Raw genomic sequence first — 22496 nt, forward strand, 5'->3', positions numbered from 1 at the left:
GCCCCGAAAGTGGGGCTCGGCTTTTTGGCTGTGCAATAAGAACGTACCGATGCGCTTATGCTGCGCTTACTTGCTGGAGAGTTCAGCGTACTTAGCGGTGACTTCCTCCACAGACGGATTCGTGGCGTGCTCGCCATCGGAGTACAGCACAGTCGGCACAACGCGGTTGCCGTCATTGACGGACTCAACCCACTTCGAAAGGTCGTCGTGCTTTTCGACGTCCCAAGCCTCAAACGGAGTGCCGTTTTCCTTCAGGCCAGCAATGAGGTTCTGGCAGAAAGGGCACCAGGCCGCAGCGTAAATGGTCACGTGTTCGGTGGTCTGTGGAGTCTTCACATCAGTCATACTTAGTCCAACGCGCGGACCAAGGCCGATATTCCATTGCGCAATACGTCCGCCGGGCAGTAGCCCCACCTCAGAGCCTTGCTCGGCACCCTTCCCAGATGCTCTTCGGAGGCTTTCCTTCCGAGGCTTTTAAAGGAAGCTAATCCTCTAGACGCCGCCACGTGCAGAAGCGGTAGCGTAGGCCGGTCGTTGACGTCTGCCACGGGCCATCCTCGACACGAACCCAGTCGTAGAGGTCGGGAGCCATGACCGGTACCGGGACATTGACATCAGTATCAATGTCGGTGACCACGCATTCGTCGGCAAGCGAAAGTGCATCGCGATAGACACGTCCGCCCCCGATAATCCATGCTGCGGGCTCGTCGGCGACGGCTGCGAGTGCCGCTTCGAGGCTGGCTGCGGATTCAGCGCCGGGGAAATCGGACACGGAGCGCGAAAGGACGATGTTTCGACGACCCGGGAGTGGACGGAACTTGGGATTCAGCGAGTCCCACGTGCGACGCCCCATGATGACTGGTGCGCCCATCGTCGTTGTTTTGAAATGCTGAAGATCTTCAGGCAGATGCCAGGGCATAGTCGCGCCGTCGCCGATAATGCCGGCCCGAGACTGCGCCCAAATCATCCCTACAAACGGGGGCTTTGCGCTGGTGGAAGCGGTGGACTCGTTCATGTCGACACTCACCTTTCGCTGACTTAGACAGCCACCTGACCGCGAATCAGAGGATGCGGGTCGTAGCCGATGACCTCGATGTCCTCGTAAGCGTAGTCGAAAATGCTGTCGGCCTTCCGAAGCTTCAGCGTGGGGTAGGGGCGTGGCTCACGGGAGACCTGCAGTTCGCACTGTTCAATGTGGTTGTCGTAGATGTGGCAATCACCACCGGTCCAGATGAACTCACCAACGTCCAAGCCCGCCTGCTGCGCCATCATGTGCGTCAACAGTGCATAGGAAGCGATGTTAAATGGCACGCCCAGGAACATGTCCGCGCTGCGCTGGTAGAGCTGGCAGCTGAGCTTGCCATCTGCGACGTAGAACTGGAACAGCAGATGGCATGGCGGCAGCGCCATATTGGAAATCTCGGAGACATTCCATGCGCTGACGATGTTGCGGCGGCTATCCGGGTTGGACTTCAAAGTCTCCAGCGCCTGTGCAATCTGGTCGATGTGGTGCCCATCCGGAGTGGGCCAGGAGCGCCACTGCACGCCATAGACCGGGCCGAGGTCGCCGTTGTTGTCTGCCCACTCATCCCAAATAGTCACTCCGCGGTCCTGGAGCCACCGGACGTTCGAATCGCCGCGGAGGAACCACAGCAGCTCGTACACGATGGACTTCAGGTGCACCTTCTTAGTGGTGATCAGTGGGAAGCCCTCGTTCAGATCAAAGCGCAGCTGGCGGCCGAACACTGAGCGAGTGCCCGTGCCAGTGCGGTCTGATTTAGCTGCTCCGTCAGCGAGAATTTCGCGCAGCAAATCCTCGTACGGAGTCTGAATGCCCTGATGAGCCTGTGTTGTGATGTCAGTGGAGTCGGTCATAGCCGCCCTAGCTTACCTACTTCTGCTCTTGATTCTTGAATTCCTTCACCGCTGCCAGAATCTCCTCCGACAGGTCCGGTCGGCAGAACAGCATATCCGGCAGGAAAGTATCGACATTATTGTAGGTCGGCGCGGAGCCGTCTAGGCGGCTGACATGCAAACCGGCGGACTTAGCGACACCAACCGGCGCTGCCGAATCCCACTCGTACTGACCACCGTCGTGGATGTAGGCGTCGTAGTCACCGAGCAGTACGTGCATTGCCTTCGCACCAGCGGAGCCCATCTCTACCAGCTCCATGCCCAGCTTGTCAGCGACGTACTTTGCCACAGCCGGTGGGCGAGTACGCGATACGACAATCTTGCCCGCACGCGGCCCCTGGACAGCCTTGGCCTCACCCGTGTGGAAAACCTGGCCGTGATCCGGCAGACCAACAGCAGCGTGGGTCGGCTGACCGTCCTCTACCAGAGCGACATGAACTGCCCAGTCCTGGCGGCCCGAAGCGAACTCACGCGTGCCATCGAGTGGGTCAATAATCCACACCCGCTTTGAGTCCAGGCGCTCACGGTTATCCGCGGCTTCCTCCGACAGCAGTCCGTCGTCCGGACGGTGCTGCTCCAGTACGCGGGCAATCCACTCCTGTGCCAGTGCGTCGCCGGCATCTCCCAGAATGCGGCCACGCAGCAGGCCTACGTTGCGGACACCCTTGAGAATTTCACTGGCGCCCACGGCAAGTCGATAGGCAAGAACATCATCTTCAATGTAGGCAGACATGACTTAGATACTATTAGCTTTTTCCCAACCCCGCTTTGCGACGGGATGCCGCGCCCCATCCTCACCGCATCCGAGTGGCTCCATGGGCTTAATGCCTCACTTTGCGCAGGCGTTAGGTGAGCTGCGCTAACTCCAGATGCCGACTACGCATCCTGACTAGACTTAAGTGGCATGAAGACCTTGCTGAATATCATTTGGCTGTTGTTCGGTGGCCTGTGGCTTGCTTTGGGCTACATTTTCTTCGGCGTTCTTGCCTGTATTTTGATTGTCACAATTCCCGCTGGTGTGGCCTCGTTCCGCATGGCTTCTTATGCACTGTGGCCGTTTGGACGCTCCGTGGTGGAGCGTTCCGGACGGGGCGCGGTCGGTGCCGTTAGTGCCGGTGTGATGAATGTAATCTGGTTCCTCATCGCCGGTCTGTGGCTGGCCATCGGTCACATCATGACTGCGGCGGCGCAGGCTGTCACCATCGTTGGAATTCCACTGGCGGTGGCCAACGTCAAGATGATTCCGGTGACCTGCTTCCCATTCGGCAAGGACATTGTGAAGGGCTACCGTGTGGACGGCTACGCGGTGAAGATTTAGAGGGATACAAATAACAACAGCCCGCCCGCAGCGAGAATCAGTTCAAGCCGAGGGCGGACTGTTAGTTATCTAGGCCAGTTGGCCAGAAGACGTTAGCGCTTGTCGCGGTACCAGGTCAGCAGCGCATCGGTGGAGGCATCGCCCGAATCCGGTGCAACTTCACCGGTAACAGCAGGCAGTAGGTCGCCAGCCTGCTGCTTGCCCAGCTCGACGCCCCACTGGTCGAAGGAGTTCAGGCCCCAAACAATGCCCTCGACGAAGGTGATGTGCTCGTAGAGTGCAATCAGCGCACCGACAGCGTCCGGGGTCAGTTCCTCGGCCATGATGGTCGTGGTCGGACGGTTACCTGGCATGACCTTGTGCTCTACGAGTTCCTCGGCAACGCCCTCTGCGCGAATTTCTTCTGCGGTCTTACCGAAGGCCAGCACCTTGGTCTGTGCGAAGAAGTTACTCATCAGTAGGTCGTGCATAGAACCTTCGCCGGAAGCCGTCGGCAGATCCTGGCGTGGACGGGCAAAGCCGATGAAGTCAGCCGGAACTAGGCGAGTTCCCTGGTGAAGGAGCTGGAAGAAAGCGTGCTGGCCGTTCGTTCCCGGCTCACCCCAGAAGATTTCTCCGGTGTTGTAGTCCACCCTCTTGCCGTCGGTACGCACGGACTTACCGTTCGATTCCATGGTGAGCTGCTGAAGGTACGCCGGGAAGCGAGAGAGATCTTCAGAGTAGGGCAGCACGGCATGCGACTGAGCGTCGAGGAAGTTTGAGTACCAGACATTCAGCATGCCCATCAGTACCGGCACGTTCTGCTCCAGCGGAGCGTTGAGGAAGTGCTCATCCATTGCGCGGAAGCCCTGCAGGAAGCGCATGAAGTCCATCGGGCCAACGACTGCCATGATGGACAGGCCGATGGCGGAGTCGACGGAGTAGCGGCCGCCGACCCAGTCCCAGAAGCCAAACATGTTCTCAGTGTCGATGCCGAATTCGGCGACCTTTTCGGCATTCGTGGAAACGGCGACGAAGTGCTTGGCGACGGCATCTTCGCTACCCAGCTGCTGGATAAGCCAGCGGCGAGCTGCGTGAGCGTTGGAGAGCGTCTCCTGCGTGGTGAAGGTCTTGGAAGCGACGATAAACAGCGTGGACTCCGGATCGACCTCATCCAGAACCGCATGTAGATCAGATGGGTCAACGTTAGAGACAAAGCGGGCATCAATGCCGGCAGTGGCGTAGGTGCGCAGCGCCTTGGTCACCATTGCCGGGCCCAAGTCGGAGCCACCGATGCCGATGTTGACCACAGTCTTAATAGTGTGACCCGTGTATCCCAGCCAGTCTCCACTGCGGAGGCTGCGAGCAAAGTCGCGCATGCGGCCGAGCACCTCATGCACGTCGGCAGCAACATCCTGGTCGCCGACGGTCAGATTTTCCTCTGCTGGCAGGCGCAGCGCTGTGTGCAGCACGGAGCGGTTTTCAGTGGTGTTGATCTTGTCACCGCGGAACATCTTCTCGCGTGCTTCTTCGATGCCAGCGGCGCGAGCGAGCTCAACCAGCTCGGCAAAACCGTCGAGGCACATCAAGTTCTTGGAAAGGTCAACGTGGAGAGTGCCCGCATCGAAAGTCAGCTTCTCAGTGCGGCCATCTTCATTGGCGAAAAGCTCACGCAGCGAGGTGGCGCGAACATTGTCCACGCGCTTAGCCAGCTGAGCCCACTGTTCGGTTGCGGTGATATCTACAGTCATTCCTGCTCCCAGGTGAGTTTTGACGAAATGCACTTTATACCTCCCCAGACTAGTTGCGTTTTGGCGCTCTCGCCGGGCGACAGTATTCGATCAGGCGTGACCACAATCTGCTGGCAGCTCGATTCCCCGGTGCCTATGCTCCGCCTATGCGCCGACCATCCGTCGACTATCCGCCACCTACGAGTCCCTAGCCCGCTTCAGCAAAGGCACCTACCCTGGAAAATATGACTGATTTCACCCCTGATTACGACAACATCCTCAAAGATGTCCCCACAGGCCTTCTCCTCGGCGGCGAGTTCCGTCCCGCGTCGAATGGTGAGACCTTCGATGTCGTTAACCCCGCGACAGATAAGCCGCTGGTCCAGGTCGCCTCCGCCACAGAGGAGGACGCCAGGCAGGCGCTTGACGACGCCGTCGCAGCCCAGAAGGAGTGGAAGGTAACCCCGCCCCGCAAGCGCAGCGAGATTCTTTACCGCGCTTTTGAACTCATCCGTCGGGATGCAGACAAGTTGGCCCAGCTGCAGTCCCTGGAGATGGGCCGTGCGTTGCCGGATTCCAAGGCTGAGGTCGGCTACGGTGGCGAGTTTTTTCGTTGGTTCGCTGAGGAGGCCGTGCGTATCTCCGGCGATTACCGAATTTCTCCGAGCGGGACCTCGCGCGTCGCGGTGATTAAGCAGCCGGTCGGCCCGGCTTTGGCTATTACGCCGTGGAATTTCCCGCTGGCTATGGGGACTCGCAAGATCGCCCCGGCACTGGCCGCCGGTTGCCCGGTCATTATTAAGCCCGCGTCCAAAACTCCGCTGACCATGCTCTACCTGGGCAAACTACTTATCGAGGCCGGTGTTCCCGCAGGCGTGATTTCCGTCCTGCCAACAGGGCACTCAGCCAACGTTTCGGCCCTGCTTTCCGATGACCGCCTGGGCAAGTTCACCTTCACCGGTTCCACCGAAGTTGGCCAGATGCTCGCTGCGAAGGCCGCGGAAACTTCGATGAAAGTTTCCCTTGAGCTCGGCGGGAATGCTCCGTTTGTCATTCTCTCTGATGGTGATGTTGATAAGGCTGTGCAGGCAGTCAGTGACGCCAAGCTCCGCAATGGCGGCCAGGTGTGTATCGCCCCGAATCGCTTTATTGTTCATGAATCCAAGAAGGATGCGTTCGTCGAGGGCGTCGTCAAGCGTTTTGCGGAACTGAAGTTGGGCGAGGGTACCGATCCTGCCACGGATCTTGGCCCACTCGCACTGCGCGATCAGCAGGAAAAGGTTCGTGATCTGGTTGACGATGCGGTCACGAGCGGTGCGAAGGTAGAGTGCGGCGGCAAGATTCCAGATCTCGGCGGCGCGCTTTCCGACGGCTACTTCTTCGAGCCCACAGTTCTGACCGATGTGCCCGAGGATGCGGATATTGTCCGCGAAGAGATTTTCGGTCCGGTGGTTGCAGTGACAACCTTCACGGACGATGAGCACGCGATTGAGCAGGCAAATGACACGATCTTTGGTCTGGCGGCGTATGTATTCAGTGAGAACCTGACCAAGGCACTTGGTGCGGCAGAGGCATTGGAGTCCGGCATGGTTGCGGTCAATAAGGGCTCGCTGTCGGACCCGTCGGCGCCGTTCGGTGGTGTCAAGCAGTCCGGTCTTGGCCGTGAGGGCGGCTTCACCGGTATCAATGAGTTCCTAGAGGAAAAGCTGATTTCCCTGGAAGGCTAGCAGGACAGGTAGCTGGCGAGGGTTAGCCCAGGCGACCGCGTCCCATGCGCAGCAGCGCCGACGCGATTGCCGGGCCCTCTGGGCCAAGTGCGTCGCGGAACTCGTTGATGATCTGCACCTCTCGGCCGTGCACGAGACGCGTGCCGCCAGATCCCAGGCGGGTTTTGCCGACGGCCTTACTGATTGCGGTGCGGCGTTGAATGGCATCGATAATCAGCCCGTCAAGGCGGTTGATTTCCTTGCGGTACTGTTCGATCTCCGCGGAGCTCAACGGGTCATCGGTACCGGTGGGGGTGCGGACTTCAAAAGGGGATACTGCCGCCGCCTGCTGGCTGTGCTCGGCGCCGTCGGTGTTGTCGGTGTGTGCGGCGCGAGTGTCCGCAGGGTTTTCGCTCATAGTTCTTATTGTGCCAAAGGATTCGAACAGTCCAATCCGGGGGCTCGGCTACTGTAGTAGCCATCATGGGAAATGAAACTGGAATGCTGTTCGGGTCCTTCAATGCTGACGATGGACGTAGTGGCGATAGCCATGCTGGTTCGAACCACGGTGAGGCGGGCGGTGCTACGCCTGGCCGTGGTGGGTTCGGCCACTTCGCCAGCGCTGGTAGCAATAGCGCACCGAGTGACGCTGCCAGCTTTGGCGGCGGTTTTGGCGGTGGCTTCGAGCCCAGTTTTGATTCAGAGTCGCTGCTAGAGGGGCTTAATCCGCAGCAGCGCCAAGCAGTGGAGCACATTGGTTCACCACTGTTGATTGTGGCTGGAGCGGGTTCAGGAAAGACATCTGTGCTGACGCGCAGGATTGCATACCTGATCGGTGCGCGTGGGGTCCTGCCAAGCCAAATTTTGGCTATTACCTTTACCAATAAGGCCGCAGCCGAGATGCGCGAGCGTGTGGCGGGACTGGTCGGTGACCAGGCGCGGCGTATGTGGGTGTCCACGTTCCACTCCATGTGTGTGCGCATACTGCGCATGCAGCATGCGCTAGTACCGGGGCTTAATTCCAATTTCTCTATTTATGATTCGGACGACTCCCGGCGTTTGCTGTCCATGATCGCTAAGGACATGGACCTAGATGCCAAGAAGTTCACCGGCCGCGTGCTCTCGTCGCGTATCTCCAATCTCAAGAATGAGTTGATTGACCCGGAGAAGGCCCTCGCGGACGCGTCGACGACGCGCAATCCTTTTGATGACGTCGTTGCACGGGTTTACCTGGAGTACCAGACCAGGCTACGGGCGGCTAATGCCGTGGACTTTGACGATCTAATCGGTGAGGTCGTTCGGATTTTCACCAATCACCCGCAGGTTGCAGAGTATTACCGTCGCCGTTTCCGGCATGTGTTGGTGGACGAGTACCAGGACACCAACCATGCGCAGTATGTTTTGGTCTCGACGCTCGTCGGCAAGCCCGGTGGAGATGTGCCTCCGAGTGAGCTGTGTGTGGTGGGCGATTCGGACCAGTCCATTTATGCCTTCCGTGGTGCGACTATTCGCAATATTGAGGAGTTTGAGAAGGACTATCCGGAGGCCACGTCGATTCTGCTGGAGCAAAACTATCGCTCGACGCAGACGATTCTGTCGGCGGCCAATGCGTTGATTGCGCGCAATGAGAACCGCCGGGAGAAGAAGCTGTGGACCGATCTCGGTGAGGGCGGCAAGATCAAGGGCTACGTGGCGGACAATGAGCACGATGAGGCTCGGTTTATCGCTAACGAGATTGAGCAATTGGTCGACTACGGGCCGTACTCGTATTCAGATGTGGCGATTTTCTACCGCACCAATAATTCCTCCCGTGCGCTAGAGGATCTCTTCATTCGTATGGGCGTTCCGTACACGGTGGTTGGTGGCACCAGGTTCTATGAGCGTAAGGAAGTACGCGATATTGTCGCCTACCTGCGCGTTATTGAGAACTTCGACGATGATGTTTCGCTGCGTCGCATTATCAATACGCCGCGCCGCGGAATCGGTGACCGTGCGGTGGCTCATGTGTCGCTCTATGCCGAGGACGAGAGGTGCTCGTTCGGCACGGCGCTACGTGCCGTAGCGGAGGGTAAGGTTCCGGCGGTGGCGGCGCGGAGTCGAAACGCGATGGCGGCGTTCGTCGAGATGATTGATGGCTTGGCGGCGGATATGGCATCCGGTGAACTGGCCGATATCGGTGATTTGGTCAACGCGATTATTGATCGCAGTGGGTACAAGTCGGAGCTCGAGCGCTCCAATGATCCGCAAGATGCCACGCGCCTGGACAACCTCAATGAGCTCGTCAGCGTTGCGCGGGAGTTCTCTGCAGAGGCGCGGATGATGTCGTCGGTGGATATTAGCGCTGATGTAAATGAAGGCTCTGGCGCTGCAGCTGATGCTGAAAGCGGTGCTGATACTAGTGGCGAGTCCGAGGTGGAATCTGGAATCGCGAATGACCTCGCGCGTGATTTCGCGGCCGACTTCGACAACGATGGGGAAGCGGAACCGGGAAGTCTGCAGGCATTCCTCGAGCGAGTTTCTCTGGTGGCCGATGCGGATCAGATTCCGGATGATGACACCGGTGTAGTGACGTTGATGACGCTACATACGGCTAAGGGCCTGGAGTTTCCGGTGGTATTTCTCATTGGCTGGGAAGACGGACTGTTCCCGCACCTGCGCGCCCTGGGCGATCCGAAGGAGCTGGCTGAAGAGCGACGTCTGGCCTATGTGGGTATTACCCGAGCTCGCAAGCAGCTGTATCTCACGCGCGCTGTGACTCGGTCCTCGTGGGGTTCGCCGCAGAATAATCCGCCTTCACGTTTCCTGGGGGAAGTCCCAAGCGACCTGATCGATTGGCTGCGCGAGGCTCCGGCTCGCAGCTGGGGCGCCGGTTCTGGTGGTTTTGGTTCTGGTGGCTACGGCGCGGGCAGCGCGTTTGGTCGTGGCCATGGTGCCTCGTCGGGCTTCGGTTCCAGCTCGGGCTTCGGCTCTGGTGGATCCTCTAACTCTGGTGCGCCATCCCGAAAGAAGAATCAGGTCTTGCACCTAGAGCCCGGTGACAAGGTTGTTCACGACAAGTACGGCTTAGGCACTGTGCTTGAGGTCCAAGGGGCCGCGCCCCGGGCAACTGCGATGATTGACTTTGGATCCGCAGGTAAGGTCCGCATGATGCTTATCGGCGGCGTGCCCATGGAGAAGTTGTAAAAATCCACCACCGCCCGACTGGCCGTCCCTACCCGCGGCCGTGCACGTGCCACTATCGCGTGGAGGCTACTTAGGCTTCTTCGCCGTCACCCAGCAGTTGATGGTGGCATCTTGCACTTCGGTGCCGTTGGCATCGGTCAGCACAATGTGGACGGGAAAATCTACCTCACCAGTCTCCGGTGTGATGGTGGAGAAGTCCGGCAACTCAGCCTTGGCCACAGCCGTCAGGCCACCAACGGAGATGCGCTTGTAGTTCGTCGTCATGCCCTTTGGCACCCAGCGATGCGTTGTCGGTACGCTGGCCTCACAGAGCATGCCCATCGCGAATTCAGCGAGGTTACACGCAGCAATCGCATGCACGGACTTAATGTGATTACGCACGCCCCACCAAGCGGGCATGCGCGCTACCGCCAGTCCAGGCTGCATCGTCTCTAGCTTGGGGCAGATTGTGCGGAAATATGGCGCCGTCAATGCGGCGGTTAAGGAAAATAGACGCTTGCCGACGACCGGAGTCGGAGCCAACTTCTTCCACATGCGGAATGTTTGAGTCTCTGCCATGTGTCAAGGGTAAAGCCCCAGTACCGGCGGCGATGCCGGTTTCTGAAAAATTGATCAGACGAGGCTTTCAGTCACGGTCAAACAGGGGCCGGTGCACAGGTAGGGCCTTCGCAGAGCGGCCAGGCTTGCTCGTACCTGTGCCGATACCTGATTAGTTCAGGTTCAGACCACGCTGGATGAACCAGGTCACCGGGTCGACCGGAGTGGTGCCATCCGGGTGGATCTCGAAGTGGAGGTGCGTACCGGTGGAGAAGCCGCGGTTGCCCATACCGGCGATGACCTGACCAGCTCGGACAGCTTCTCCGACAGCAACGTAGATGGACTCGATGTGGCCGTAGACGGAAACAGAGCCGTCGTCATGGCGAACGCGAATCCACTGGCCGTAGCCCTGAGCCGGGCCGGCATCGATAACAGTGCCGTCCATGACGGACATGATTGGGGTGTTGGTGACGTTAGCCAGGTCGACACCGTAGTGGAAGGTTCCCCAGCGTGGACCGAACGGTGAGGTCAGCAGCCCCACGGTCGGGATGGAGAGTTTCGGAGCGCGGGCAGCCTGGTCGCGAGCAACGCGCTCCTGGTTGTACTGCAACGCCGTAGCGAGGTGGTCGCTGAGGTTAGTGCTCGGATTGAAGGAGCTGGAGGCCAGCACCATCGGAGCGTTGTTCTTCGGCTGAGCAGCGCGGGTCTGAGTCGAAGCTGAGTTCTCCGGAGCCTTATTCTCGGTCTCAGCTGCGTGGGCGACCGCGTTGGAGGAAGCGATCGTCGATGCGGACAGTGCGACCAGTGCTGCGCGAGAAGTTGCGGAAACCTCTACCTTGCGGTGCTTTCCGCCTCCGCGACGAGCATTGAAAAACGTCACTTCAATCTCCCTGCCAACGAAACTCTTTGTAACCCAACTGTTATCTAACTTCTGCGATAATAACGGTTCGATATAGGGCAAGCAACTTGTTTTTAGAGAACTTGTTCGCTGATTCGTCAGTTTCAGTTCAATAGGGCCGTGCTGTGGCCGTGGGGCTGTTGTCTTGTATCACGGATCCGGTGAAGCGCAACCGGTGTGTTGCCAGGGGATTTATGGCGGATGCCCCTTAATCGAGGGGCTGGGTAGGGGGATCGGCAAGTAGTTTCCGGGTGAACTAAGGGTGTGGTCGCGGGGGTGGCAAAAAGTAACCCATCGGCGTTGACAAATGGAAACCAAAGGTGAAGCCACTTTGGGGGGGGGGAGGGGGCAAAAGGAGATCGGACTCAACGGATACCGTCCGTCCTGGGATCCGTACCTTCAAATTAGACTCTGCAATGCCTAAACAAAGAGGCGTTGTATGTATGGCACTATATGGCCATGGCTGTGACGCACCCTTGCGTGGCACCCTATCTATATAGGTGGGCAATCAGCTGTCAATGATTAGACGCGGGAAGGACGATGTCACTGTGAAAGGCGCGGATTCGCGGAGAGGTTCCTCCGGTAGCGATCGAAATCGGCGAAGCCGCACCGGTGCCGGTGGCAGCGGCGGGGGTTCCCGTAGCGTCCGCAGCGAGCGCACTGCCCGCGCATGGCAGAATACGCAGGCCGGTCAGACTGGCGGTGCGCGCAGCGTCGGTGCCGACAGCAATCGAGCCGCCACGACGAAGATGAAAGCGGGGGGCTCCGGAACGTCGTCACGCAAGGGGCGTCCCTCGGGGTTCCGTCGTTTCATTAACTCGCCTCGTACACGCCGGTTTGGGCTGTCTGTTGCCGGTTCTTACGGCGTCGTATTGCTGTTCATCATCTCGGTAGCTCTGATTGGCGTCATCGTCAGTGGCGCTGGAATGTCTCCGCTTCCAGCGAGTATCGCGTCGATGTGGATGATCTTTAACCTCGCGCCGTTCCGTTTTAACGGCACGACGCTGGGGCTCACACCAGCACTGCCCGCGGTGCTGATGGTGTTGTTCATCGCCTGGCGTGTACGCCGCGAAGTCGCTGACCGCATCAGCATCAAGGATGTCCGCGCGTTGGTCGGCGCGTATCTGGGCACGCCCATTGTTCTCACCATCATCGCGTGGCTCATGCTTTACGACGCGTCGAAGGTGTTTCCCCGCGTTCAGACCCCTAGTTTCGGCCTTGCGATTGCAGCCGCGCTGCTTGTAAATCTCGTGGCCTTGGTGCTGGGAATGGGGCAGCGGTTGCTGCGTGCACTACTGCTGCGCCGGAAGCTGCCGGAGTGGTTGCTCGGGTCGGCCCGTCTGGCGGGCAGCTACGTGGCATGGCTGTGGCTGGCCGGTGTTGTGGTGACACTCGTTTCGCTGATTTGGCATCGAGAGTTGCTGGCAGAGACATTTGCAATCACGGATACCGTCGGTGAAAGTGTTGCGGTCAGCGGCCTCTCGCTGCTGTACCTGCCAAATGTGGCCTTCGGTGCTGTCGGTGTGCTGGTGGGCGGAAAATCGACGTTTGGGCCAGCGGAGGCTGGGCTGTTCGCAGTGCACCCGGCTCAGCTGCCACCGCTGCCGATTTTGGCTGCCATGCCTCAGTCGCTGGTGCACTGGGCTTTCGGAGTGCTGATTGTGCTACCGCCAGCCGTTGCGGCTTGGCGCGTCGTGGCATTCCTGAAGAAATCTGCACCGAAGCAGCCCTACCTGGTCGTCGTTCTCGCTGCCGTGTGGTCGATCATCTTCCTCATGGGGCTGGCTTGGCTGCTCGGCGGTGAGGTTGGCATCTTTGGGTGGGCCGGTGCCTCCTGGTGGCTGACTGGACTGCTCGGCTCGATGTGGCTGGTTGTTCCGGGGGCCATCGTGGTTGTTGCGATGACCGGTGTGCCGTCACTTGGTAGGGACAAGGGAGTCTCGGAAGTGGCCGCCGAGAAGTTCCCGCCGAAGCCTGCGGGAGATGGAAACGGTCATGCTGAGGCTGAGGATGCCGGCGACGCCGATAAGTCCGACAATGACGGGAGCGGTTCGGAGGAGTCGGAGGAGATTGTCGACGGGGAAGTCGTAGCGACCTCCGAAGATGAAGCGACCTCCGAAGACGAAGCCGAGTCCGACACAGAGGAGGAATCAGAGTCCGGTGCTGAGTCTGAAGACACTTCAGAAGACGCTGAGGAATCGGACGACTCTGAAGAGGATTCAGAAAGCGCCGCAGGCGGAGAAGCATCGGGCGAAGTAGATGCGACCGACGAGGACGAATCCGATGAGGACACCGAAGACTCGGAGGAAGGCGGCGACGGGGAACCGTCGTCAAGCCAAAAGAGCTAAGCCAACTTAGGGGGAGCGGAATTTGGGGTCTCTGCCGGGCTGGGTAAGCTAAACGCCGTGACTGAAGCACAGCCCGTCGCAGAAATTTCGCACAATAATTCCTCCAGCAAGCAGCTCCGCATCGTAGTCCTGGCCTCTGGCCTGGGCTCCCTTTTGCAGTCGATGCTGGAACTGCTGGACGCTGAAAAGGTTCAGATTGTCGCGGTTGGTTCGGACAAGGATTGTCCGGCGCTGGAGAGGGCTCAAAACCTCAATATCCCAACTTTTCGGGTGCCTTTCGATGCTGAGGCAAAGAAGGACCGAGAAGGTTGGGATATTCGTGTTTTAGAGGCCGTGAACAGTTTTTCGCCGGATATCGTTGTCTCGGCGGGTTTCATGCGCATTCTGGGGCCATCATTTGTGGAGGCCTACAGCAATCGCATCATTAATACGCACCCAGCGCTGCTGCCGTCCTTCCCAGGGGCGCGTGCGGTACCGGATGCACTTGACTACGGGGTGAAGGTCACCGGCACGACCGTGCATATCGTTGATAATGGAGTGGACACCGGGCCGATTCTGGCGCAACAGCCAGTGGCCGTCGAGGACGACGACACGGTGGAGACCCTGCACGAACGAATCAAGGTTGTCGAACGCCGACTCCTGGTTGATGTATTGCACTCGATTGCCGATCACGGAATTGAGCGTGACGGACGAAAGGCTTATCTGAAATGACCAACGACAACACGCAGCGTAAACCGATCAAGCGCGCTCTGATTAGCGTCTACGACAAGACTGGGCTCGAGGAGCTGGCTCGCGACCTGCACGAGGCTGGCGTGGAAATCGTTTCCACCGGTTCCACGGCTGGCAAGATTGCTGCAGCTGGCGTGCCTGTGACCCCGGTTGAGGATCTCACTGGTTTCCCGGAGTGCCTCGAGGGCCGCGTGAAGACGCTGCACCCGCGTGTTCACGCCGGCATTCTGGCTGATACCCGCAAGGAAGACCACCTGGCTCAGCTGAAGGAGCTCGGTGTGGAGGCTTTCCAGCTCGTTGTCGTTAACCTGTACCCGTTCCGGGAGACCGTTGCCTCGGGCGCTTCCTACGACGAATGCGTGGAGCAGATCGACATTGGAGGCCCGTCGATGGTTCGCGCTGCGGCGAAGAACCACCCGTCGGTTGCCATCGTCGTCGACCCGGCTCGTTACGGCGATGTCGCTACCGCCGTGAAGGAAGGCGGCTTCACCCTCGAGCAGCGCCGTGAGTTCGCTCGCGACGCATTCCTGCACACCGCTGATTACGACGCAGCTGTGTCCAACTGGTTTGTTGAGCAGCTCGGTGGCGCTGAGGGATCCACTCCGACTCCGCTGCGCTACGGCGAGAACTCTCACCAGTCGGCAACTCTGACCCGCATTGGTACCAAGGGGCTGGCAAACGCCAAGCAGCTGAACGGCAAGGAGATGTCGTACAACAACTACCAGGATGCCGACGCCGCATGGCGTGCCGCCTGGGATCACGAGCGCCCGTGTGTGGCAATCATCAAGCACGCTAACCCGTGCGGCATCGCAGTCTCGGATGAGTCCATCGCCGCAGCTCACCGCGCAGCTCACGCATGTGACCCGATGTCCGCATTCGGCGGTGTCATTGCCGTCAACCGCGAGGTCTCCGTTGAGATGGCCGAACAGGTCAAGGACATCTTCACCGAGGTCATCGTCGCTCCGTCCTACGAAGACGGTGCCGTTGAGGTGCTGAAGGCCAAGAAGAATCTGCGTATTCTCGTCGCCGAGTACGAAGCACCGACCACCGAGAACAAGTTTATCTCGGGTGGTCTGCTCACCCAGGATCCGGATACTTACCAGGCAGAGGGTGATAAGCCGGAGAACTGGGAGCTGGCCACCGGCGAGGCATTGAATGCTGAAGAGCTGGCTGAGCTCGAGTTTGCATGGCGCTCCGTCCGCGCTGTGAAGTCCAACGCCATCCTGCTGTCCAAGAACAACGCCACCGTCGGCGTCGGCATGGGCCAGGTCAACCGCGTGGACTCCGCAAAGCTCGCCGTTGAGCGCGCAAATACGCTTGCCGACGGAGAAAACCGTACTCAGGGGGCCTACGCTGCGTCCGATGCCTTCTTCCCGTTCGCTGACGGTCTGCAGGTCCTGATTGATGCCGGTGTGAAGGCAGTTGTCCAGCCAGGTGGTTCCATCCGTGACGAAGAGGTCATAGCTGCTGCCAAGGAAGCTGGCGTCACCATGTACATGACAGGTACTCGTCACTTCTTCCACTAATTCCTTACTGGATTAGGGGCTAACCGCCGCGGTGCTAACTGTCACCTCGGCGGTTTTTCTCTACCCGGACGTGTGGGGACCTGTGGGCGAGGATGTGTGTCTGTTGTCGAGCCGTGGTCTATGTGAACACACGCTGAGGGCAGGCGCTGGTGATAATTATGCAGACGAAATGGCTCCAATGCGTTTAACATAAGGGCTTATGTCACGTAGAACCGAAGCGCGACGGCGTCGAGAAGCAGAGATTCTCTCCGCTGCTGCTGCGATCCTGGCCGACCGAGGGTTTCATCAGACTCGGTTGGAGGATGTTGGCTCCGCTGTCGGCATTTCTGGCCCAGCTCTTTACCGTTACTTCAGCGGCAAGGAAGAGCTGTTGGCGCAGATCCTCATCGATATTTCTATCCGACTTGTCGATGGTGCGCGAGCAGTTCTCGATCGAGCAAAGAGCAATGATTGGGAGCCAGAGGAGACTCTTCGGGGCCTCCTTGCGCATCACGTGCATTTTGCAGTCACGGAGCCCGATCGCATTCGTGTCCAAGAGCGCGAAGGGGGAAATCTGGCGCCAGAGCAGAGCGCAAAAGTGCGTTCCTTGCAGCGTCTTTACATGGTCTTATGGGTGGACGCTCTGCGTGAACTACAGCCCGAACTCACCTCCGACGAGGCGCAGCTTAAAGTCCAGCTCACCGCTGGGTTGATTAACTCTTCCAGGCATGTGCTCAAATGGGCGGGCCCCGAGGCGACAAGGGAAAATGCCTTTGAGATGGCCCTCGCTGCGCTGGGCATTAACAACCAATAATCCGTATTCATTCTTCTGCCGTCTGGCCTCACTGTGCTCAGCAGTGTGAGGTCAGGCGGCTTTGTTGTGCGGTGCAGGGCGCTCACATTCAGTTGAATTCACCCCCGAAACAGATTTCTAGGGGAAACATAAATCTCTATTGGAAACATGTTGCGACCTCGGGGAGAGGTGTGTATTTCAAGCTGCATAAAAGACTTCCGGGGGTGAAAGTGTGGTCTAAGAAACAAAATTTGTTGTGAGGTGACTGGGGTCACATTAATCTTTTCGTCAAGAAAGTTAATAGTCATTAACGGAAAGTATTTCGCCCATGACTCACGCTCCAGCATTGACCAACCGACAGCGCCACGAAGAGCTCGTCGCAGAGCTCAAAGAGCTGCTTAGCACAACAGCACGCGGTGGTTCCGAACGTGCCCGTGCTCGCCATATTTCCCGCGGTAAGCTGCTGCCACGTCAGCGCATCAACCAACTGCTTGACCCCGGCAGCCCTTTCCTTGAGGTCGCACCGCTAGCGGCCCACGAAATGTATGGCGGCAAGGTTCCGGCTGCTGGCGTCATCGCCGGCATTGGCATCATCGAAGGTCGTCGCTGCCTGGTTGTAGCCAATGACGCAACCGTTTCCGGCGGAACGTACTACCCGTTGACTGCCAAGAAGCACCTGCGCGCACAGGAGATTGCCAGCCTTAACCACTTGCCGTGCATTTACCTGGTCGACTCCGGCGGGGCCATGCTTCTCAACCAGGATGAAGTTTTCCCTGATCGCGATCATTTCGGTCGCATTTTCTACAACCAGGCCAACCTTTCCGCTCGCGGGATTCCGCAGATTGCCGCCGTGATGGGATCCTGTACCGCCGGTGGCGCCTATGTGCCGGCGATGAGCGATGAAGCGGTCATTGTGAAAAACCAGGGCACCATCTTCCTGGCAGGCCCGCCACTGGTTAAGGCTGCAACTGGTGAAGATGTCACACCAGAGGAACTCGGTGGCGGCGAACTGCACTCCAAGACCTCCGGCGTTACTGACCACCTCGCGGTTAACGATGCCGACGCACTGCGTCGTGTCCGCGATATCGTCGCAACGCTCCCCAAGGACCCGGAAGTTCCGTGGGACACAGAATCCACCGTCTCGCCGACTCGCAACCAGACCGATCTTTACGATGTCGTCCCCGTCGATGCCAAAGTGCCTTACGACGTTCACGAGGTTATTGAAATTATTGTGGATGGAGGTCAATACCAGGAGTTTAAGGCCGAATTTGGTACGACCCTGGTCACTGCTTTCGCCCGCATCCACGGCCACCGCGTCGGCATTATCGCCAACAACGGCATTCTCTTCGCGGAATCTGCGCAGAAGGGCGCGCACTTCATCGAGCTGTGTGATCAGCGCGGCATCCCACTGGTATTCCTGCAGAACACCACGGGCTTCATGGTTGGTCGCGAATACGAGGCCGGCGGTATCGCAAAGCACGGCGCCAAGATGGTCAACGCCGTGGCTACCACCCGCGTGCCCAAGTTCACCGTAGTCATCGGTGGTGCCTTCGGCGCCGGCAACTACTCCATGTGCGGTCGCGCATATTCGCCGCGCTTCCTCTGGATGTGGCCGAATGCTCGCATTTCCGTCATGGGCGGTCCACAGGCGGCGATGACGCTGTCGACGGTTCGTCGCAACCAGATTGAACGCTCAGGTGAGAGCTGGTCGCAGGAAGAGCAGGAGGAGTTTGAAGCTCCGATCCGCGAGCAGTTTGAGCGCCAGTCGCACTGCTATTACTCATCGGCTCGCCTGTGGGATGACGGTGTCATCGATCCCGCAGATACCCGCCGAATTCTTGGCATGGCCCTCGATGTGGCAAGTGGCGCGCCCCTGGATGAACAGGGCTTCGGCGTCTTCCGCATGTAGTAACCAGCTAAAAACTCTCGACACCGCATTTTCTGGAAAGGAAACACAGGGCACATGACAGCGCACAACACGCAGCCCCACGCAGCTGGCGGCAGCCTGAGTACCGTATTGGTCGCAAACCGCGGGGAGATTGCCTGCCGCATTATTCGAACCCTTCGTGACAACGGAATTCGCTCCGTCGCGGTCTACTCGGATGCCGATGCCGACGCCCCTCACGTCCGCATGGCGGATATGGCCATCCACATTGGCCCATCTCCGGCACGTGAGTCCTACCTGGTTATCGACAAGATTATCGATGCCGCTCGCCGCTGCGACGCAGACGGAATCCACCCCGGTTACGGCTTTCTGTCTGAAAACGCAGACTTCGCGACCGCCTGTGAGGAAGCAGGTATTGAATTCATTGGCCCACCGGCCAGTGCCATCAACACCATGGGTGACAAAATCTCCGCCCGCGCTGCCGTCGAAGCCCGCGATGTTCCCACCGTGCCGGGTCTGTCTCGCCCCGGGCTTAGCGACGAGGACCTCATTGAGGCAGCCCCATCGATTGGCTTTCCGGTACTGATTAAGCCGTCGGCAGGCGGTGGCGGCAAGGGGATGCACCGCGTGGAAAACGCTGCTGACCTGCCGGCTGCGCTCGCGACGGCCCGTCGTGAAGCGGCGGGTGCCTTCGGCGATGACTCCCTGTTCATCGAGCACTTCGTCGACACCCCGCGGCATATCGAGGTGCAGATTCTCGCAGATAAACACGGCAATGTAATCCACTTGGGCGAGCGTGAGTGCTCGCTGCAGCGACGCCATCAGAAGGTCATCGAGGAAGCACCGAGCCCTCTGCTGGATGAGGAAACGCGCAGCGCAATTGGTGAAGCGGCCTGTGACGCGGCCCGCTCGGTCGGCTACGTCGGCGCGGGCACGGTGGAGTTCATTGTGCCGGCGAAGGACCCGTCGTCGTTCTTCTTCATGGAGATGAATACGCGCCTGCAGGTTGAGCACCCCGTGACTGAGCAGGTCACCGGCCTGGATCTGGTGGCGCTGCAGGTTGACATTGCCTCGGGACGCCCACTGCCGGTTGCTCAGGAAGATGTAACTCTCACCGGTCACTCGATTGAAGCTCGCGTGTATGCCGAAGACCCGGCGGCGGGATTCCTGCCCACCGGTGGCACGGTCACACGTGTCGTCGAGCCGAGCGGGGCGGGAATCCGGGTGGATTCCGGCATTGTCGACGGTTCCGAGGTCTCATCTCTCTATGACCCGATGTTGATGAAGATCATCTCCCATGGGGAAAACCGTGAGCAGGCGCTCGAGCGGTTGGACCGAGCGCTCGGAGACACCGTTGTCGCAGGTGTCGGAGTCAATATCGACTTTTGTCGCTACCTGCTGAACGTCCCCGAGGTTCGCGCCGGCGATCTTGATACCGGTCTGCTCGACCGCGTGGCGGAAGGCTTCGCCACCTCCGAAACACCGGACGATGTCTACCTCGCCGCTGCGATGGACTGGCTGACTTCCCGCTTTGAACAAGCCACCGACTCACCGTGGCTGACCCCGGATGGCTGGCGTGCCAGTGCGCCTGCCGCGCAGCGCATTCGCTTTGGGGCAGGGGAGGACTCGCGTCTGATCTCGATTGTGGGCACCCCGGCGAGTGCTGACGTCGTTGTCGGTGACGTAGTCGCAGGTCTGTCGGCCGAAGCGGAGAACGAAGATATCGACGTTCCAGAACCGCGAAATTACAAAGTTTCGGTCTTTCGCGACGGGGAACATCTGCGCATCGTCCGCGACGGAGTCGCACAGCACTTCCTGGTCGAGACCATCGACAATGCGGGGTCGGCGAACCACGAAGAGTACGTCGTCGCCGGTGCCCACGGCACCTGGGTATTGCCCCGCACCGAGGTAGTCACCACCGGTGCCGAAGCCGATGCAGGCGGCTCTGGCGTCATCCAAGCTCCGATGCCCGGCGCGATTATCGCGTTGGCGGTGGAGGAGGGAGCCCGCGTCGAAGCTGGTGAGGCTCTGTTGGTCATGGAGGCCATGAAGATGGAGCACACTCTCACTGCCGAAATTGCAGGTGAGGTTAGCTTCACCGTCGCGCCGGGCGATCAGGTCACCGGTGACCAGCAACTGGCGGTCATCACTGTGGCCGAAGCCGAGGAATAAAAACCCACACGAAACGCACCAACCAGGTCTAACGCCAATCAAGTCCCACACCTACAAAATCTTTTAAGGAGCACTCATCATGTCCGAAAGCACCAAGATTGCAACCGCCATCCTCGACGACGAATACGTGGAACTGCAGAAAGTAGTTCGCGAATTTGCCAACGAAGTTGTCGACCCGGTTTCCGCCGAGCACGACCGCAACCACACTTTCCCGTACGAGGTTGTCTCGCAGATGGGCGAAATGGGCCTGTTCGGTCTGCCATTCCCCGAGGAAGTCGGTGGCATGGGCGGTGACTACCTGTCCTTCGGTATCGCCCTGGAGGAGCTGGCTAAAGTCGATCAGTCGGTCGCTATCACCCTGGAAGCCGGCGTTGGTTTGGGCGCCATGCCAATCTTCCACTTCGGCAATGACAGGCAGAAGGAGATCTACCTGCCCGAGCTGACTGCTGGTAAGAAGCTCGCTGGCTTTGGTCTCACCGAGCCGGATGCAGGTTCCGACGCCGGCGCCACCCGCACCACAGCCCGTGAAGACGGCGATGATTTCGTCATCAACGGCGCCAAGCAGTTCATCACCAACTCCGGCACGGATATTACTTCGCTGGTTACTGTCACCGCAGTCACCGGCCAGAAGGAAGATGGCAAGAAGGAGATTTCTACCATCATCGTGCCGAGTGGCACGGAGGGCTTTGTCGCGGAACCGGCTTACGACAAGGTCGGTTGGAATGCCTCCGACACCCACCCACTGACCTTCACCGATGTTCGCGTCCCGCAGGAGAACCTGCTGGGCACCCGTGGTCGCGGCTTCGCTAACTTCCTGTCCATCTTGGCCGAGGGGCGTGTCGCAATCGCAGCGCTTGCCACCGGTGCTGCGCAGGGTTGTGTTGATGAGTCGGTCCGCCACGCCAAGGAGCGCCACTCCATGGGCCGTGCGATTGGTGAGTACCAGGCCGTTTCCTTCAAGATCGCACGAATGGAAGCGCGTGCGCATGCCGCACGTATGGCGTGGTACGACGCAGCCGCAAAGATGGCCGCGGGCGCAGAGTTCCGTCGTGAAGCGTACATCGCCAAGATGATTGCCTCGGAGGCTGCGATGGACAACGCGCGCGACGCGACGCAGATTTTCGGCGGCTACGGGTTCATGAACGAGTACCGCGTGGCACGCCACTACCGCGACTCCAAGATCCTGGAGATCGGCGAGGGCACCACAGAAGTGCAGCTCATGCTGATCGCGCGCGGATTGGGGCTGTAAAAATGGCTGACAACAACGCAACCGAAGTCACCCACGACGTCGTCCAGCGCGGACTGTGGTTCGAAGAGTACGAGGTTGGCGCGCGTTACCTGCACCGTCCGGGGCGAACCGTCACTGAAACCGATGACGTCCTCTTCACGACGCTGACCATGAACACCCAGCCACTGCATCTGGATGCGCACTGGTCGAGCCAGCAGCCGGGATTCGGAGGCGAGCGCCTGGTCAATTCGATGTGGACGCTGTCGACGGTTGTCGGGCTGTCTGTCGGGCAGCTGACGCTCGGCACCATCGTCGCCAACCTCGGCTTCACCGAAGTGGCGTTTCCCGCACCGATGTTCCACGGCGACACCCTGTACGCAGAGACCGTCTGCCGTAACAAGCGCCTGTCCAAGTCCCGCCCCAACCAGGGCATCGTCGAGCTCGAGCACATCGGACGCAACCAGGACGGCACCGTCGTCTGCCGCGCAGTCCGTTCCACGCTCGTCCAATGCGCACCGACTTCGCTTGACGACGGCTCCGAGAACGCAGCTTCAGCGGGGAAGTGAGTGGC

At 59.4% G+C, this 22496-nt stretch carries 19 protein-coding genes; 11 read left to right on the forward strand and 8 right to left on the reverse strand.

The genetic code is table 11. The annotated features are described in order from the left end of the window. Positions 1–66 precede the first annotated feature (66 nt). The 4 genes from QKE19_RS06495 to QKE19_RS06510 form a co-directional block, all read right to left on the reverse strand. Positions 67–345: a mycoredoxin gene (locus tag QKE19_RS06495; protein WP_038627805.1), complete on the reverse strand. Its 279-nt coding sequence runs from the start codon at positions 343–345 to the stop codon at positions 67–69. Between the two features lie 139 nt (positions 346–484). Beyond that, complete coding sequence (locus QKE19_RS06500) at positions 485–1015, reverse strand: dihydrofolate reductase (protein ID WP_070545717.1); 531 nt, start codon at positions 1013–1015, stop codon at positions 485–487. A 23-nt stretch (positions 1016–1038) separates the two neighbouring features. Further along, complete coding sequence (locus QKE19_RS06505; protein WP_070545720.1) at positions 1039–1875, reverse strand: thymidylate synthase; 837 nt, start codon at positions 1873–1875, stop codon at positions 1039–1041. Between the two features lie 16 nt (positions 1876–1891). After that, complete coding sequence (locus QKE19_RS06510; protein WP_038627816.1) at positions 1892–2647, reverse strand: 3'(2'),5'-bisphosphate nucleotidase CysQ; 756 nt, start codon at positions 2645–2647, stop codon at positions 1892–1894. A gap of 171 nt (positions 2648–2818) precedes the next feature. On the opposite strand from QKE19_RS06510, the gene QKE19_RS06515 reads away from it, so the two are divergent. Beyond that, positions 2819–3232: a YccF domain-containing protein gene (locus QKE19_RS06515; RefSeq protein WP_049171975.1), complete on the forward strand. Its 414-nt coding sequence runs from the start codon at positions 2819–2821 to the stop codon at positions 3230–3232. A gap of 92 nt (positions 3233–3324) precedes the next feature. On the opposite strand, the gene pgi is transcribed toward QKE19_RS06515, so the two are convergent. Next, complete coding sequence (gene pgi, locus QKE19_RS06520; protein ID WP_070545722.1) at positions 3325–4962, reverse strand: glucose-6-phosphate isomerase; 1638 nt, start codon at positions 4960–4962, stop codon at positions 3325–3327. A gap of 224 nt (positions 4963–5186) precedes the next feature. Between pgi and QKE19_RS06525 the strand changes: the two genes are divergently transcribed. Beyond that, complete coding sequence (locus tag QKE19_RS06525; RefSeq protein ID WP_347890651.1) at positions 5187–6668, forward strand: NAD-dependent succinate-semialdehyde dehydrogenase; 1482 nt, start codon at positions 5187–5189, stop codon at positions 6666–6668. A 22-nt stretch (positions 6669–6690) separates the two neighbouring features. Here QKE19_RS06525 and QKE19_RS06530 read toward each other — a convergent pair whose 3' ends face one another. Beyond that, positions 6691–7065, reverse strand: a complete 375-nt coding sequence (locus tag QKE19_RS06530) for a chorismate mutase (protein WP_049171980.1) — start codon at positions 7063–7065, stop codon at positions 6691–6693. 65 nt (positions 7066–7130) lie between these two features. Between QKE19_RS06530 and QKE19_RS06535 the strand changes: the two genes are divergently transcribed. After that, positions 7131–9830 (forward strand): UvrD-helicase domain-containing protein, encoded by a 2700-nt coding sequence (locus QKE19_RS06535; protein ID WP_347890653.1) that lies wholly within the window; start codon positions 7131–7133, stop codon positions 9828–9830. A 66-nt stretch (positions 9831–9896) separates the two neighbouring features. Here the strand turns inward: QKE19_RS06535 and QKE19_RS06540 are convergent, their stop codons facing one another. Further along, a complete protein-coding gene (locus tag QKE19_RS06540; protein ID WP_347890654.1) occupies positions 9897–10388 on the reverse strand; it encodes a hotdog fold domain-containing protein in 492 nt (163 codons plus the stop codon). Positions 10389–10539: 151 nt separating this feature from the next. Beyond that, positions 10540–11247 carry a M23 family metallopeptidase gene (locus tag QKE19_RS06545; RefSeq protein WP_070851171.1) on the reverse strand — a complete coding sequence of 236 codons (708 nt, stop codon included), beginning with the start codon at positions 11245–11247 and terminating at the stop codon, positions 10540–10542. A 536-nt stretch (positions 11248–11783) separates the two neighbouring features. On the opposite strand from QKE19_RS06545, the gene QKE19_RS06550 reads away from it, so the two are divergent. The 8 genes from QKE19_RS06550 to QKE19_RS06585 all read left to right on the forward strand — a co-directional run bounded on the left by QKE19_RS06550 (position 11784) and on the right by QKE19_RS06585 (position 22491). Continuing rightward, the gene (locus QKE19_RS06550; RefSeq protein WP_016422165.1) at positions 11784–13613 is read left to right on the forward strand and encodes a DUF6350 family protein; all 1830 of its coding nucleotides are present in this window, start codon (positions 11784–11786) and stop codon (positions 13611–13613) included. Positions 13614–13670: 57 nt separating this feature from the next. Then, complete coding sequence (gene purN / locus QKE19_RS06555; RefSeq protein ID WP_016422166.1) at positions 13671–14324, forward strand: phosphoribosylglycinamide formyltransferase; 654 nt, start codon at positions 13671–13673, stop codon at positions 14322–14324. Beyond that, positions 14321–15868 carry a bifunctional phosphoribosylaminoimidazolecarboxamide formyltransferase/IMP cyclohydrolase gene (gene purH / locus QKE19_RS06560; protein ID WP_016422167.1) on the forward strand — a complete coding sequence of 516 codons (1548 nt, stop codon included), beginning with the start codon at positions 14321–14323 and terminating at the stop codon, positions 15866–15868. Before purN ends, purH begins: the two co-directional genes overlap by 4 nt. 199 nt (positions 15869–16067) lie before the next feature. Continuing rightward, complete coding sequence (locus QKE19_RS06565; protein ID WP_016422168.1) at positions 16068–16661, forward strand: TetR/AcrR family transcriptional regulator; 594 nt, start codon at positions 16068–16070, stop codon at positions 16659–16661. Between the two features lie 307 nt (positions 16662–16968). Next, positions 16969–18549 (forward strand): carboxyl transferase domain-containing protein, encoded by a 1581-nt coding sequence (locus QKE19_RS06570; protein ID WP_347890657.1) that lies wholly within the window; start codon positions 16969–16971, stop codon positions 18547–18549. Positions 18550–18603: 54 nt separating this feature from the next. Continuing rightward, a complete protein-coding gene (locus QKE19_RS06575) occupies positions 18604–20697 on the forward strand; it encodes an acetyl/propionyl/methylcrotonyl-CoA carboxylase subunit alpha (protein WP_069359441.1) in 2094 nt (697 codons plus the stop codon). A gap of 79 nt (positions 20698–20776) precedes the next feature. Further along, the gene (locus QKE19_RS06580; protein WP_069359442.1) at positions 20777–21946 is read left to right on the forward strand and encodes an acyl-CoA dehydrogenase family protein; all 1170 of its coding nucleotides are present in this window, start codon (positions 20777–20779) and stop codon (positions 21944–21946) included. A gap of 2 nt (positions 21947–21948) precedes the next feature. Next, positions 21949–22491: a MaoC family dehydratase gene (locus QKE19_RS06585; protein WP_069359443.1), complete on the forward strand. Its 543-nt coding sequence runs from the start codon at positions 21949–21951 to the stop codon at positions 22489–22491. Positions 22492–22496: the final 5 nt, after the last annotated feature.

The sequence above is a fragment of the Corynebacterium sp. c8Ua_99 genome (assembly GCF_039907185.1).
Taxonomy (GTDB): Bacteria; Actinomycetota; Actinomycetes; order Mycobacteriales; family Mycobacteriaceae; genus Corynebacterium; species Corynebacterium jeikeium_D.